This is a genomic window from Pseudorhizobium marinum, assembly GCF_000705355.1.
In the GTDB taxonomy this organism is placed as follows: Bacteria; Pseudomonadota; Alphaproteobacteria; order Rhizobiales; family Rhizobiaceae; genus Neorhizobium; species Neorhizobium pelagicum.
Map to the genome: position 1 here is coordinate 1 of NZ_JMQK01000045.1, position 13,540 is coordinate 13,540.

Annotated in this window: 17 protein-coding genes; 11 read left to right on the forward strand and 6 right to left on the reverse strand. The window is 62.3% G+C overall.

Going from position 1 to position 13,540, the window contains the following annotated elements:
• From EO99_RS27085 to rsmI, 6 genes are all read right to left on the reverse strand, one after another.
• Nucleotides 1–171, reverse strand: a 171-nt coding sequence (locus EO99_RS27085; protein WP_156035011.1) for an ATP-binding cassette domain-containing protein, incomplete at its 3' end; no start/stop codon positions are given.
• A 1-nt stretch (nt 172) separates the two neighbouring features.
• A complete protein-coding gene (gene ugpE / locus EO99_RS0124825) occupies nt 173–1,021 on the reverse strand; it encodes a sn-glycerol-3-phosphate ABC transporter permease UgpE (protein ID WP_029621238.1) in 849 nt (282 codons plus the stop codon).
• Nucleotides 1,022–1,030: 9 nt separating this feature from the next.
• Entirely contained in the window at nt 1,031–1,915 is an 885-nt protein-coding gene (ugpA, locus tag EO99_RS0124830; protein WP_029621239.1) for a sn-glycerol-3-phosphate ABC transporter permease UgpA, read from the reverse strand.
• 79 nt (nt 1,916–1,994) lie between these two features.
• Nucleotides 1,995–3,311 carry a sn-glycerol-3-phosphate ABC transporter substrate-binding protein UgpB gene (gene ugpB, locus EO99_RS0124835; RefSeq protein ID WP_029621240.1) on the reverse strand — a complete coding sequence of 439 codons (1,317 nt, stop codon included), beginning with the start codon at nt 3,309–3,311 and terminating at the stop codon, nt 1,995–1,997.
• 127 nt (nt 3,312–3,438) lie between these two features.
• A complete protein-coding gene (locus EO99_RS0124840) occupies nt 3,439–3,798 on the reverse strand; it encodes a YraN family protein (protein ID WP_029621241.1) in 360 nt (119 codons plus the stop codon).
• Nucleotides 3,788–4,651 (reverse strand): 16S rRNA (cytidine(1402)-2'-O)-methyltransferase, encoded by an 864-nt coding sequence (gene rsmI, locus EO99_RS0124845; protein ID WP_235776924.1) that lies wholly within the window; start codon nt 4,649–4,651, stop codon nt 3,788–3,790. Before rsmI ends, EO99_RS0124840 begins: the two co-directional genes overlap by 11 nt.
• Before the next feature lie 303 nt (nt 4,652–4,954).
• On the opposite strand from rsmI, the gene dnaN reads away from it, so the two are divergent.
• From dnaN to EO99_RS28060, 11 genes are all read left to right on the forward strand, one after another.
• Complete coding sequence (gene dnaN / locus EO99_RS0124850) at nt 4,955–6,073, forward strand: DNA polymerase III subunit beta (RefSeq protein ID WP_029621243.1); 1,119 nt, start codon at nt 4,955–4,957, stop codon at nt 6,071–6,073.
• Nucleotides 6,074–6,193: 120 nt separating this feature from the next.
• On the forward strand, nt 6,194–6,787 hold the full coding sequence (pmtA, locus tag EO99_RS0124855) for a phospholipid N-methyltransferase PmtA (protein WP_029621244.1): 594 nt from the start codon (nt 6,194–6,196) through the stop codon (nt 6,785–6,787).
• Nucleotides 6,788–6,795: 8 nt separating this feature from the next.
• Nucleotides 6,796–7,395, forward strand: coding sequence for a histidine phosphatase family protein (locus EO99_RS0124860; protein WP_029621245.1), 600 nt, complete (start codon nt 6,796–6,798; stop codon nt 7,393–7,395).
• A complete protein-coding gene (pyrF, locus tag EO99_RS0124865; protein WP_029621246.1) occupies nt 7,382–8,074 on the forward strand; it encodes an orotidine-5'-phosphate decarboxylase in 693 nt (230 codons plus the stop codon). Before EO99_RS0124860 ends, pyrF begins: the two co-directional genes overlap by 14 nt.
• A gap of 30 nt (nt 8,075–8,104) precedes the next feature.
• Entirely contained in the window at nt 8,105–8,392 is a 288-nt protein-coding gene (locus EO99_RS0124870; protein WP_029621247.1) for a DUF1330 domain-containing protein, read from the forward strand.
• Nucleotides 8,393–8,490: 98 nt separating this feature from the next.
• Nucleotides 8,491–9,471 carry a complex I NDUFA9 subunit family protein gene (locus EO99_RS0124875; RefSeq protein ID WP_029621248.1) on the forward strand — a complete coding sequence of 327 codons (981 nt, stop codon included), beginning with the start codon at nt 8,491–8,493 and terminating at the stop codon, nt 9,469–9,471.
• Between the two features lie 201 nt (nt 9,472–9,672).
• Nucleotides 9,673–9,837, forward strand: coding sequence for a hypothetical protein (locus tag EO99_RS28055; protein ID WP_029621249.1), 165 nt, complete (start codon nt 9,673–9,675; stop codon nt 9,835–9,837).
• Nucleotides 9,838–9,983: 146 nt separating this feature from the next.
• Nucleotides 9,984–11,120, forward strand: a complete 1,137-nt coding sequence (locus EO99_RS0124885; protein WP_029621250.1) for a TRAP transporter substrate-binding protein — start codon at nt 9,984–9,986, stop codon at nt 11,118–11,120.
• Nucleotides 11,121–11,203: 83 nt separating this feature from the next.
• Nucleotides 11,204–11,788, forward strand: a complete 585-nt coding sequence (locus EO99_RS0124890) for a TRAP transporter small permease subunit (protein ID WP_029621251.1) — start codon at nt 11,204–11,206, stop codon at nt 11,786–11,788.
• The gene (locus EO99_RS0124895) at nt 11,785–13,203 is read left to right on the forward strand and encodes a TRAP transporter large permease (RefSeq protein ID WP_029621252.1); all 1,419 of its coding nucleotides are present in this window, start codon (nt 11,785–11,787) and stop codon (nt 13,201–13,203) included. The genes EO99_RS0124890 and EO99_RS0124895 overlap by 4 nt, the downstream gene beginning before the upstream one ends.
• Before the next feature lie 90 nt (nt 13,204–13,293).
• Complete coding sequence (locus tag EO99_RS28060) at nt 13,294–13,461, forward strand: hypothetical protein (RefSeq protein WP_173425165.1); 168 nt, start codon at nt 13,294–13,296, stop codon at nt 13,459–13,461.
• The last annotated feature ends 79 nt before the right edge of the window (nt 13,462–13,540 follow it).

The following is a 13,540-nucleotide window of genomic DNA, read 5'->3' on the forward strand; positions in this document are numbered from 1 at the left end:
AGAGATCGCCTCCAGTCCGGCCACCATCCGCAACAGCGTGGACTTGCCGCAACCGGAAGGGCCCACGAGCACGATGAATTCGCCATCGACGATGTCGATCGATACGGAATTCACCGCTTTGACGCCGCCGGCATACACCTTGGAAACACCGGCTATCGCAATGCTGGCCATGTTACTTCTCCGTCTCTGTAAGGCCGCGGATGAACAGCCGCTGCATGAAAATCACAATCAGGATCGGCGGCAGCATGGCAAGCACCGAACCGGCCATGACGAGCTGCCACTCAATGACGCCATCCTGCACCGTCACCATGCGCTTCATGCCCATCATCAGCGTGTAGTAGCCGGGGTCCGTGGTAACCAGCATCGGCCAGAGATACTGCACCCAGCCATAGATGAAGAGGATGACCGACAGCGCGCCGATATTGGTGCGCGACAGCGGCAGGAGGATATCGCGAAAGAACTTCATCGGGCCGGCCCCATCGACGCGTGCAGCCTCCAGCATCTCGTCCGGCACGGTCATGAAGAACTGGCGGAACAGGAAGGTGGCAGTCGCCGAGGCGATCAGGGGAATGGTGAGCCCGGCCCAGGAGTTCAGCATGCCAAGATCCGCAACGATCTTGTAGGTCGGCATGATGCGCACCTCTACCGGCAGCATCAGCGTCACGAAGATGATCCAGAAAGCGAGCTGCCGGAAGGGAAAGCGGAAATAGACGATCGCAAAGGCCGACAGGATCGAAATGGCGATCTTGCCGACGGTAATGACCACGGCCATGATCAAGGAGTTCAGCGCCATGTGCGAATAGTTCGGCAGGCCGTTTGCGGCCGACGCATCGGTCAGGATCCGGCTGTAATTCTCGATGAAGTGGGAGCTAGGCCAGAGCGGGACCGTCTGGCTCATCAGTGTCGATACGTCATGCGTCGAGGCAATCACAGCCACGTAGACAGGCAGTGCCACGATGAGGAAGCCGACGATCAGGAAGGCATGCGTGAGGAAAGTCAGGAACGGGCGATTTTCAACCATGATCGATCCTCAATACTGCACGCGGCGTTCGACGAAGCGGAACTGCACATAGGTCAGAACCATGACGATCATCATCAGGAGCACCGACTGGGCGGACGATGAACCAAGGTTCAGCCCGATATAACCATCCTGGTAAACCTTGTAGACAAGCGTCGTCGTCGCCTGCGCCGGGCCGCCGACGGTCGTCGCATCGATGATCGGGAAGGTGTCGAACATCGTGTAGTTCACGTTGATGATGAACAGGAAGAAGGTGGTGGGCGAAATCAGCGGCAGTGAAATCGTGAAGAAGCGCTTGACCGGCCCGGATCCGTCGATGGCGGCAGCCTCCATCAGCGACTGCGGAACCGACTGCAGGCCTGCCAGGAAAAACAGGAAGTTGTAGGAGATCTGCTTCCAGGCCGCGGCGACGATGATCAGGATCATGGCCTGCGTTCCGTTCAGGTCATGATCCCAGTCGATGCCGAATTGTTCCAGCACGAACGGCATCAGACCGGTCGTGCTGTTGAACAGGAACCACCAGAGGATACCGGCGACGACGGGCGCCACCGCATAGGGCCAGACCAGAAGCGTCGTGTAGACCTTGCCCGTGCGCGTCAGCCGGTCGACGGCTGCGGCGAACGCAAGGCCAAGCACCATGGAGAGGACCGTGACCGAAACCGCGAAAACACCGGTGCGCGACAGCGCCGCCAGATATTCGGGATCGGAGAGCAGGCGCTGATAATGCAGGAGACCGACAAATGCGGTGGAGAGACCGAAGGGATCTTCGCGCTCGAAGGAGGACTTTACCGCCTGCGCCGCGGGCCAGATGAAGAAGACCAGCGTGATGAAAAGTTGGGGCGCGAGGAGCAGATAGGGCAAGAGCCGGTTATCGAAGGTGGTCTTTTTGGTTTCCATGGAGGGCCCCGCCAGAGCTTGCCGAAAAAACGAACGGAGGACCGGTCGAAGCCGGCCCTCCGCACAAGATCAGAAGTGATCAGTTAGCCGCTTCGAATTCGCGCAGCAGCGTGTTGCCACGCTCGACGGCGCTGTCGAGTGCCTGCTTGGCGTCCTTGTTGCCGGCCATCAGCGACTGGAACTCTTCATCCACGATCGTGCGAACCTGGGTGAAGTTGCCGAAGCGCAGGCCCTTGGAGTTTGCCGAAGGCGTGCCGCGGGTGATCTGCTCGATGGCGATGTCGGAGCCCGGGTTCTCGGTGTAATAGCCCTGGCTCTTGCCCAGATCGTAGGCCGCGTTGGTGATCGGCAGATAACCGGTGAACTGATGCCAATCGGCCTGAACTTCCGGCTGCGACAGGTAGGAGAAGAACTTGGCAACGCCGGTGTAAGTCGCCTTGTCTTTGCCGTTCAGAACCCAGAGCGTCGCGCCACCGATGATGGAGTTCTTCGGCTGCTCGATCTCGTCTTCATAGTAGGGAAGCGGAGCAAAGCCCGGGGTAAAGTCCTTGGCATTGTTGATGACGCCTGCACGGCCGGCCGACGAGTTCATCGTGATCGCGCATTCCTGGGCGTAGAACATGGTCGCCGCCTGATCGCCACCGACCGGACCGCCGTACTTGAAGAGGCCTTCATCCTGCCACTTCTTCAGGTTTGCCCAATGCTTGACCTGCAGATCGCCATTGAACTCGAACTCGGAGCCCATGCCGCCAAAGCCGTTTTCGAGCGTGCCGAAGGGCTTGTCGTGCAAGGCAGAGAGGTTTTCCGTCTGAACCCAGGTGATCCAGGCAGACGTGAAGCCGCACTTGGCAGCGCCGGAGGAGACGATCTTCTTGGAGAACTCTTCGACTTCCGCCCAGGTCTTCGGGGCAACTTCCGGGTCGAGGCCAGCCTTCTCGAAGACATCCTTGTTGTAGTACATGATTGGCGTCGAGGAGTTGAACGGCAGCGACAGGATATTGCCGCTGGTGTCGGAGTAATAGCCGACAACCGGCGAGAGGAAGGATGAGGTGTCGAAGGCTTCGCCTTCATCGGCCATCAGCTTGTAGACCGGATAGACAGCACCCTCGGCCGCCATCATGGTGCCGGTGCCGACTTCGAAAACCTGCACGATGGCCGGCTGCTGGTTGGCGCGGAACGCAGCGATCGCAGCGGTCAGAGTTTCCGGGTAGGAACCCTTGTAAACCGGCACGACCTTGTAATCGCTCTGGCTCTCGTTGAACTTTGTGGCGATTTCCTCGAGCTTCTTGCCGAGTTCGCCGCCCATTGCGTGCCACCAGGTCACTTCCGTCGCGGCAAGCGACGATGTCGCGGAAAGCGCGACGGCAAGTGCGGCCATAGAAAGTCTGTTGAACATGATCGTGTCCTCTCAACCCGTTAAAGTTCGAGGAGCGGGATAGGCGCAGGTTGTGACAGCGGCTTAACAGTTTTGTGTCAGTTTCATTACACGTTGCACGCCTTTGCAACAACGTCAGGAAATCCGCTCAGAAGGCATCCCTGAAGTGCCGCGGCAGGCGACCGGGCAGGACGGCGATCACGTCGTAACGCTGGGAAAGGCGGGCGGCATCGGGGCGCCGCGACAGCCAGATGTCGCTGGCGGCGCGAATGCGCTTCTGGGCAGTGGCGCTGACCGCGTCGACCGCCTCCCTTTCGCCGACACGGGCTTTCACCTCGACGAAGACGGCGAGATCGCCCTTGCGCGCGATCAGGTCGATTTCTCCCGATCTCGTCTTGTAGCGGAGTGCGAGGATCCGGTAGCCCTTTAGCAGAAGGAAGACTGCCGCCAGATACTCGGCGACATGACCGCGCCGTTCGGCGCTGCGTCGGCTGCGGTCAGTGACCACCCGCCTCCCCTTTCAGCGCCAGGAGGCGCTGGTAGAGGTCCTTCTTCGAAAGACCGGTCAGCCGCGCGCCCTCGGCCGCGGCCTGGGAGGTCGGCATGGAACTGGCCAGCTCCTTCAAGAGGATATCCACCTCGATTGCGCCCGGAACGTCGTCGAGGTCGGGCGGCGCAATCAGGAGCACGATCTCGCCCTTGACCGGCCGGTCATCGTAGTGCTCGGCCAGTTCACCGAGCGTCCCGCGCCGGAACTCCTCGAAGGTCTTGGTCAGCTCGCGGCAGACGACGGCCCGGCGGGTCGGCCCGAGTACATCCGCGGCCGTTGCCAGGCTTGCCCCGATGCGGTGGGGAGATTCAAAGATGATCAGCGTCGCCGGGATCTTGGCGAGATCCGCCAGCCGGTCGCGCTTGCCCTTGTCCTTGACGGGCAGGAAGCCGGCAAAGAGGAAGGCATCCGACGGCATGCCCGATCCGACCAGTGCGGCCAGTGGCGCCGACGCACCGGGAATGGGGATGACGCGATGTCCCGCCTCGATCGCCATCTGCCCCAGGCGATAGCCCGGATCGGAGACGAGCGGCGTTCCCGCATCCGAGACGAGCGCCACCGACCGGCCGCCCTCCAGCGCCGCCAGGAGCTTCGGACCGGCTTCGTCGGCATTGTGTTCGTGATAGGCATAGGGACGGTTGACGATGCCGTAGCGGTCCAGCAGCACGCGGGTCACGCGGGTATCCTCGCAGGCCAGCACATCGGCACCCGCCAGCGTCTCAAGCGCCCGCAGGGTGATGTCGCCGAGGTTGCCGATCGGCGTCGCGACGAGATAGAGACCGGGCTCCAGCGGACGCGCTGGAATGGCCATGTTGGCGATGCGGTAACTGCGCGCCGTGGTTTTCTGGTCTTCGCTCAAGGGCATGCTCGGCAGAATGGAAGTGTCATGACCCTTTATGGGCAAGCCACGGCCCGTGAGCAAGGGAAGCCGCCCGGTGTTTTCCCTGTGGATCGCCGTTGTCCTTCCGAATTTGCGGGACGAGACGGCCTCGCGGCTCTTGCTTTCTGGGCAAATCTTCTGCCATTTTGCGCGTCCACATCTTCCGGCCCTCCGGCCGGCAATTATACGGGCGCCAGCATCCCAAGCGCGCCCCGGTCGAAAGCGGTTAGCGTCATGCGTATTACTCTTGAGCGGTCCAACCTCCTGAAGTCGCTGAACCACGTCCACCGCGTGGTGGAGCGGCGAAACACCATTCCGATCCTGTCGAACGTCCTGATGCGCGCCTCCGGCGCGGACCTGGAACTCAAGGCGACGGATCTGGATCTCGAGATCACCGAGGCGGTCGCCGCCATGGTCGAGCAGCCGGGCGCCACGACGGTGCCGGCCCATCTGCTCTACGAAATCGTGCGCAAGCTTCCCGACGGCTCGGAAGTCCTGCTTGCCACCAATCCCGATGGCGGCTCCATGACCGTCCAGTCGGGCCGTTCGAAGTTCACGCTGCAGTGCCTGCCGGAGACGGATTTCCCGGATCTCACCGCCGGCAGCTTCACGCATACCTTCAAGCTGAAGGCGACCGATCTGAAGATGCTGATCGACCGCACGCAGTTTGCGATCTCGACCGAGGAAACCCGCTACTACCTGAACGGCATCTTCTTCCACACGATCGAAGTGGGCAGCGACCTCAAACTGCGGGCCGTCGCCACCGATGGCCACCGCCTGGCGCGCGCCGATATCGATGCCCCGTCCGGCTCGGAAGGCATGCCCGGCATCATCATTCCGCGCAAGACCGTTGGCGAGCTGCAGAAGCTGGTCGACAACCCCGAGGCGGTCGTGACGATCGAGGTATCCGACGCCAAGATCCGCCTGACGATCGGCTCGGTCGTAATGACGTCGAAGCTGATCGACGGCACGTTTCCCGACTACCAGCGCGTCATTCCGACCAGCAACGACAAAGAGATGCGCGTCGATTGCCAGAGCTTCACCCGTGCCGTCGACCGCGTCTCGACGATTTCCTCGGAACGGGGACGCGCCGTCAAGCTGGCGCTGTCCGACGGCCAGTTGACGCTGACCGTGAACAACCCGGATTCGGGCAGCGCCACCGAAGAGGTCGCGGTCGGCTATGACAATGATCCGCTGGAGATCGGCTTCAACGCCAAATACCTGCTGGACATCACCGCGCAGCTGTCCGGTGACGACGCGATCTTCATGCTGGCGGATGCCGGCTCACCGACGCTGGTGCGCGACCTGGCCGGGGACGACGCCCTGTACGTGCTGATGCCGATGCGGGTGTAACGGACAAGAAAGCGGCCGGTTCTCCTGCCGCTTTTTTATTGCGGTTTTCCGGATGCGACATTTCGCCTTGTTTTTGCGTCATGGACTGCCCATAACCTCCAGAGACCGTGGGAGAGGAAGATGGAAATGCGCCTGAAAGAGCGGCTTGGCCGAAAGTTCGACGAGGAGATCCGCTTCTTCAAAGGCTGGATCGACGGGCCCAAGAGCGTCGGGGCGATCCTTCCCACCTCCTCCGTCACCGCGCGGCGGATGGCGAGCGTCATCAACCCCTCGTCCGGCCTTCCGGTCCTGGAGCTGGGGCCGGGCACCGGCATCATCACCAAGGCCATCCTGGCGCGCGGCATCGCGCCGGAGAACCTCGCCTCCATCGAATTTTCCACTGACTTCTACCAGCATCTGAAGCGCACACTGCCGGGCGTGAACTTCATCAATGGCGATGCCTTCGATCTCAACGCGACGCTCGGCGACTGGAGGGACCGCAAGTTCGACGCGGTCATCTCCGCCATCCCGATGCTGAGCTTTCCGATGGAGAAGCGCATCGCCTTGCTGGAAGACCTGCTCGACCGCATGCCGCCCGGCCGTCCGGTGGTGCAGATCACCTATGGCGCCGTGTCGCCGATTGATGCGCGCCCGGACCGGTTCCAGATCAAGCACCTCGATTTCGTGGTCCGCAATATTCCGCCGGCGCAGCTCTGGACCTATAGCCGGGGGTAAGCCTTACCGTGTTCGGCCTCTACATCACCCACCCGCAGGTCCACATCGACCCGAGTGTTCCGGTTCCGGACTGGGGATTGTCGGATACTGGCCGCCGACGGACGCTGGAAGCGTCGCAGCAGCCCTGGGCGGCAACGCTGCAGCGGATCATCTCCAGCACCGAGCGCAAGGCGATCGAGACCGCCGAAATCCTGGCGCGCATCCCCGGTCTCGCGGTCGAAACCGTGGTCGACATGCATGAGAACGATCGATCCGCGACCGGCTTCCTGCCGCCGCCGGAGTTCGAAAAGGCCGCCGACTGGTTCTTTGCGCATCCGGACGACAGCTTCAACGGCTGGGAACGGGCGGTCGATGCGCAGGCCCGGATCGTACGCGCGGTCGAGCACATCCTTCACGATCACGACCCGACGGTGCCGATCGCCTTCGTCGGCCATGGCGGCGTCGGAACGCTTCTCAAGTGCCACCTTGCCGGCCTGCCGATCGGACGCGACCAGGACCAGCCGGCCGGCGGCGGCAGCCTGTACGCCTTCTCTCTTGCAGACCGTATCCTGACATGCGACTGGATGCCGATGGAAGAGTGGAAGGGATTTGGACATGGACGCGCGTGACCGCCTGATCGTTGGCCTCGACATTCCGACCGTGAGCGAGGCGCGGGCGATCGTCTCCACCCTCGGCGACGACGTCTCCTTCTACAAGATCGGCTACCAGCTCGTCTTTGCCGGAGGCCTGGATTTCGCCCGCGAGCTGATCGACGAGGGCAAGAAGGTCTTCCTCGACATGAAGCTCCTCGACATCGACAACACGGTTGCCAAGGGCGTCGAAAACATCGCCAGGATGGGCGTCTCGATGCTGACGCTGCATGCCTATCCAAAGGCGATGCAGGCGGCCGTCGAGGCGGCCAAGGGCTCAGGTCTCACCCTGCTTGGCGTCACAGTGCTGACCTCCATGGACGAAGCGGACCTGCGCGAGGCCGGTTACGACTGCGATCCGCGCAGCCTCGTGCTGCGGCGCGCCGGACAGGCGAGACAGGCCGGCATGGGCGGTATCGTCTGCTCGGCCGAGGAGGCGGCAGCGGTTCGCCCGATCGTCGGACCGGACATGAACATCGTCACCCCCGGCATCCGTCCCACCGGATCGGACGCCGGTGACCAGAAGCGCGTGATGACCCCGGCCGACGCCCTGCGGGCCGGGTCCAGCCATCTCGTCGTCGGCCGGCCGGTCGTCAAGGCGCCGGACCCGAAGGTCGCTGCCCAGGCCATCCTCGCCGAGATGGCGGGCGCGCTCTAACCAGAAATTCATCTCAGGAGGAGAACGACCATGCCGAAAGGTTACTGGATTGCGCGTGTCGATGTTCGCGATGCGGAGCGCTACAAGGACTATGTCGCCACCGCCAAGCCCGCCTTCGAGCGGTTTGGGGCGAACTTCCTCGCCCGCGGCGGCCATTTCACCGAGCTGGAGGGACCAACGCGGGCGCGCAACGTGGTGATCGAGTTCCCCTCGCTGCAGGCCGCCGTCGACTGCTACAACTCGCCCGAATACCAGGCGGCCGCGAAGATTCGCCAGGAAGTCGCCGACGCCGAGATGGTGGTCGTCGAAGGCGTCTGAACAAGCGGTCGGATGCGGCATCAGCACGGCTTCCAGTTCGTTCATATTTCGTCTAAGAGACCGGTAACAACATCCATCCGAGCTCTTGGAGCAGCGCCATGACCGTATCCAACCTGCCACCCCTCGTCACCGTTTTCGGAGGCTCTGGCTTCGTCGGGAGACATGTGGTGCGCACGCTGGTGAAGCGCGGATACCGCATCCGCGTGGCCGTGCGCCGCCCGGACCTGGCGGGCTTCCTGCTGCCCTACGGCTATGTCGGCCAGATTGCGCTGGTCCAGGCGAACCTGCGCTACCGCCAGTCGATCGACCGTGCGGTCGAGGGCGCCTCGCACGTCGTCAACTGCGTCGGCATCCTGTTTGAGAGCGGCCGCAATTCGTTCGATTCCGTGCAGGATTTCGGCGGACGCGCCGTCGCGGAAGCGGCTCAGGCCGCGGGTGCAAAGCTCGTGCATATCTCGGCCATCGGCGCCGATCTCAATTCCCAGTCCAGCTATGCCCGCAGCAAGGGCCGCGCCGAAGCCGCCATTCTGTCGAATGCTCCAGGCTCCGTGATCCTGCGCCCCTCCATCGTCTTTGGTCCGGAGGACAGCTTCTTCAACAAGTTCGCCGCCATGGCGAAGATGTTTCCTGCCCTGCCGCTGATCGGTGGCGGCAAGACGAAGTTCCAGCCCGTCTACGTCGAGGATGTGGCGCAAGCGGTGGCGCTTGGCGTCGACGGCACCATCGCCGGCGGCAAGATCTACGAACTGGGCGGACCGGAGGTTCTCACCTTCCGCGAATGCATGGAACTCGTGCTCCACACCATCCGCCGCCAGCGTCCACTCGTCTCGCTGCCGTTTGGCATTGCCTCCATGCTCGGCAGCGTTGCGTCGCTCATTCCGCTCATCACGCCGCCGATCACCAGCGACCAGGTGGCTCTTCTCAGACACGACAACGTTGTTTCCGAGGATGCCATCCGTGACGGACGCACCCTGGAAGGCATGGGCATTCGCCCGACACTGCTGTCATCGGTCGTCCCGTCCTACCTCGTTCAATACCGCCCGCAAGGCCAGTTCACCGACACCGGCAAGGCCGCCTGAGGACAGGTCGCCGCGGCAACCGTCATTCTGAACAAATTCTGAAGCTGCTCCCGATGTGGCACAAAGGCCGCATGCTGAAACTGTCGCGCGTTAACGGCCGGTTCAGCAAGTTCCGCTATTGAAAACACTGCCGTTGGGCCGTAAACGCCTGCAGCGAACACCGCATTCTGATGTCATTGTCTCTCTGAAAGGCATACCTCCATGGGCAAGCCCATCGCACTGTTTTTTGCGTGTGCGGCACTTATGATCTTGGCCGGCTCCTTCGTCGCCCCCGAAACCGGCGCTGCCGGCAACAGCGGCTGCGCTCCGGCCTATGGCATCGACCCCTGCAGCACGGCGTCCATCGCCACCGGTGCTGCCCGGTAGTTTCCAGCAACGTCATCAGAACACCTTTGCCTGGGCACGCTTAATTGCGGCCCAAGTGTGGCTTGCGTATTGATGTTGACGTTCTTTTCCGGAATACTCCTCCCTGGGAGAAGGGCAAAAGCCCGCCCAATTGGGAGGAGAAATCTATGGACACGCCTAACAAGGCGCATACGCGCCGTTCGTTCCTAAAAATCAGTGCAACCGCAGGTGGAGCAGCCGCTGCCGCCGGTACGCTTGCCGCTCCAGCCGTGCTGGCGCAGGCACCCGTGGTGATGAAGATGCAGACGTCGTGGCCGGCGTCCGACATCTGGATGGAATTTGCCCGGCAGTTCACCGAACGCGTCGAAGCCATGTCCGGCGGGCGTCTGACGGTGGATCTTCTGCCGGCCGGCGCCGTGGTGGGCGCATTCCAGGTTCTCGACGCCGTCAGCGACGGCGTCATCGACGCCGCACATTCGGTCCCGGTCTACTGGTACGGCAAACACAAGGGCGCGTCGCTTTTCGGGACAGGTCCCGTCTTCGGCGGTTCGGCGACAACCATGCTGTCCTGGTTCAATGCCGGCGGCGGCGCGGAGTTCTATCGTGAACTGCAGCAGGACATTCTGGGGCTCGACGTGGTCGGCTTCCTCGGCTTCCCGATGTTTGCCCAGCCGTTCGGATGGTTCAAGAATGAAGTCAACACGGTTGATGACATCAACGGCCTGAAGTATCGCACCGTCGGTCTTGCGGCCGACCTGATGCAGGCGATGGGCATGTCTGTCGCCCAGTTGCCGGGCGGGGAAATCGTCCCGGCGATGGAAAGAGGCGTCATCGACGCCTTCGAGTTCAACAATCCGTCGTCCGACTTGCGCTTCGGCGCCCAGGATGTCGCCAAGAACTACTATCTTTCGTCCTATCACCAGGCGTCGGAGTCCTTCGAGTTCCTGTTCAACCGCGGATTCTACGAGGATCTCGCGCCGGACCTGCAGGCCATCGTCCGCTACGCCGTCGAGGCGGCATCCACGGCAAACACGGCGTCGGCCATGGACAACTACTCGGCCGATCTTCGCAAGCTCGAGAATGATTCAGGCGTCACCGTCCACCGCACACCGCAGGCGATCCTCGACGCGCAGATCCAGGCCTGGGATGGTCTGATTGTCGAGCTGGAGAAGGACGAGTTCATGAAGCGTGTCCTCGACAGCCAGCGCGCCTGGGTGGAACGGGTCACCTATTTCGAGCTGATGGCCTCGCCCGACTATACGCTCGCCTATCAGCACTACTTCCCGGACAAGCTGAAGCTCTGAACCACACTCTCGATTGCATGTCTTGATCTCGGCAGGGGCCCCGCCCCTGCCGCATTTCCCTCAACCGAAAGACGCACGCATCGATGGTTGCATTCATTCGCTTCGCAGACGCGCTGTCTGCCTGGTTCGGCAAGGCGTTCGCCTGGCTGATCGTGCTGATGACCTTCGGCACCAGCTATGAGGTCTTCGTTCGCTACATCCTCGGGCGTCCGACGCCCTGGGCGCTCGATGTTTCCTTCATCATGTACGGCACGCTCTTCATGATGGGCGGCGCCTATACGCTGTCGCGCGGTGGACATGTGCGCGGTGACTTCCTCTACCGCCTGTGGAAGCCCCGGACGCAGGCCACCGTGGACCTGGTCCTCTACCTCATTTTCTTCTTCCCGGGCGTCACCGCGCTCATCTTCGCCGGCTGGAAATATGCATCCCGCTCCTGGGGCTATGGCGAAGTCAGCGTCAACAGTCCGGCCGGCATTCCCATCTACCAGTTCAAGATGGTGATCGTGGCCGCCGGCATCCTTTTGTTCATCCAGGGCATCGCCCAGGTGTTCCGCTGCATCCGCTGCATTCGCGACAACGAGTGGATCGAAGCGGAGGCCGACGTCGAAGAAACGGAAACCATGCTGATCAAGGACAAGCGTATCGAGACCACAGGAGAGACGGCATGACCGACCCGCAAGTCGCCCTGTTTATGCTGGGTCTCTTCATCTTCATCGTTTTCCTCGGATTTCCCATCGCATTTACATTGATGGCGATGGGCATCGGCTTTGGCTATTACGCCTATTACGAGCCGAGCCGCATGTGGCGCTCGTTCAACCGGCTGGATGAAACCGCCGGCTGGTGGGACAGCACGACCCTCTGGATCGAAGGCCTCTTCAACAACCGCGTCTTCGACCTGTTCATCAACCAGACCTATACGGTGATGGCCAACGACGTCCTGACGGCGGTGCCGCTGTTCCTGTTCATGGGCTATATCGTCGAGCGCGCCAATATCGTCGACCGGTTGTTCGGCACGCTGAACATTGCGTCGAAGAACCTGCCCGGCTCCATGGGGGTTGCGGCACTGATCACCTGCGCCCTGTTTGCCACGGCCACCGGCATCGTCGGCGCCGTCGTGACGCTGATGGGACTGCTCGCCCTGCCGGCCATGCTCAAGGCGCGCTACGACCACTCCTTCGCCACCGGCATCATCTGCGCCGGCGGCACGCTCGGCATTCTCATCCCCCCGTCGATCATGCTGATCGTCTACGCGGCCGCATCGGGGACATCGATCGTGCGGCTCTATTCGGCGGCGCTGCTGCCGGGGCTGACGCTGGTCGGGCTGTATCTGGTCTATATCGTCGGCCGCTCCATTCTGCAGCCGAGCATTGCGCCGAAGCCGACGGCCGAAGAGGTTCCGGACGTGCCCTTCCTGAAGCTGATGGGGATGATCGTCACATCGTTCCTGCCGCTGGCCATCCTGATCCTCGCGGTGCTGGGCTCGATCCTCTTCGGGCTGGCCACACCGACGGAAGCGGCCGCGATCGGCGCGCTTGGCGGCATCATCCTTGCCGTCGCCTACCGCGCGATGACCTGGGAGCGGATGCGGCAGAGCGTCTATCTGACCGTCAGGACGACCGCCATGGTCTGCTGGCTCTTCGTCGGCTCCTACACCTTCTCGTCCGTCTTCTCCTATCTCGGCGGCGAGCAGATCATCTCGGAGTTCGTGCGAGGCCTCGACCTGACGCCATTCCAGTTCCTGCTTCTGGCGCAGTTCATCATCTTCCTCCTGGGCTGGCCGCTGGAGTGGTCGGAGATCATCATCATCTTCGTGCCGATCTTCCTGCCGCTGCTGGACATGTTCGGCATCGATCCCCTGTTCTTCGGCATCCTGGTGGCGCTCAACCTGCAGACCTCGTTCCTGACGCCGCCGATGGCGATGTCGGCCTATTATCTGAAGGGGATAGCGCCGCCGGAGGTGCGGCTGACGCAGATCTTCAAGGGCGTACTGCCCTTCGTGGGAATGGTCTTCATCTGCATGGCGCTGATGTACATGTTCCCGCAGATCGTCTTCTACCTGCCGGAGCTGTTCTATGGCCGCTGACGGATCCACGAGAGGCGGCGAACGGCTGCCGCCTCTTCCATCTCCAACTCGCTGCTCTGCCCTCGCCGACATGACCGAAAGGACCGCCTGATGCCAGACCGCCTTCTTGCTCTTTTCGGATTTCTCGTGCTCTGCGGCTTCCTCGGCGTTCTGCTGTGGGAAGTGCCGCGGCTGGACCTTACGATCCTCGTCGCCGTTACCGTTGCCCTGGCCGGCTATGATCTCTTCTTCTACCACGGCCGGGACGACCGGGGTTAGGCTGGATCATCGAAACAGCAGCAATCCGAGGAGGCCCGCCGTGCCGATGAAGATCCGCCACCAGGCAAAGAGCGCGTAG

Bases quoted from the DNA above. Each gene is read 5' to 3' on its own strand.
- EO99_RS28055 (WP_029621249.1), top strand. From the start codon at position 9,673: ATGGGCAAGCCCATCGCACTGTTTTTTGCGTGTGCGGCACTTATGATC.
- pyrF (WP_029621246.1), top strand. From the start codon at position 7,382: ATGGACGCGCGTGACCGCCTGATCGTTGGCCTCGACATTCCGACCGTG.
- rsmI (WP_235776924.1), bottom strand. From the start codon at position 4,651: ATGGCCATTCCAGCGCGTCCGCTGGAGCCCGGTCTCTATCTCGTCGCG.
- pmtA (WP_029621244.1), top strand. From the start codon at position 6,194: ATGGAAATGCGCCTGAAAGAGCGGCTTGGCCGAAAGTTCGACGAGGAG.
- ugpB (WP_029621240.1), bottom strand. From the start codon at position 3,311: ATGTTCAACAGACTTTCTATGGCCGCACTTGCCGTCGCGCTTTCCGCG.
- EO99_RS0124885 (WP_029621250.1), top strand. From the start codon at position 9,984: ATGGACACGCCTAACAAGGCGCATACGCGCCGTTCGTTCCTAAAAATC.
- EO99_RS0124895 (WP_029621252.1), top strand. From the start codon at position 11,785: ATGACCGACCCGCAAGTCGCCCTGTTTATGCTGGGTCTCTTCATCTTC.
- dnaN (WP_029621243.1), top strand. From the start codon at position 4,955: ATGCGTATTACTCTTGAGCGGTCCAACCTCCTGAAGTCGCTGAACCAC.
- EO99_RS0124875 (WP_029621248.1), top strand. From the start codon at position 8,491: ATGACCGTATCCAACCTGCCACCCCTCGTCACCGTTTTCGGAGGCTCT.
- ugpE (WP_029621238.1), bottom strand. From the start codon at position 1,021: ATGGTTGAAAATCGCCCGTTCCTGACTTTCCTCACGCATGCCTTCCTG.
- EO99_RS0124870 (WP_029621247.1), top strand. From the start codon at position 8,105: ATGCCGAAAGGTTACTGGATTGCGCGTGTCGATGTTCGCGATGCGGAG.
- EO99_RS0124890 (WP_029621251.1), top strand. From the start codon at position 11,204: ATGGTTGCATTCATTCGCTTCGCAGACGCGCTGTCTGCCTGGTTCGGC.
- EO99_RS28060 (WP_173425165.1), top strand. From the start codon at position 13,294: ATGCCAGACCGCCTTCTTGCTCTTTTCGGATTTCTCGTGCTCTGCGGC.
- ugpA (WP_029621239.1), bottom strand. From the start codon at position 1,915: ATGGAAACCAAAAAGACCACCTTCGATAACCGGCTCTTGCCCTATCTG.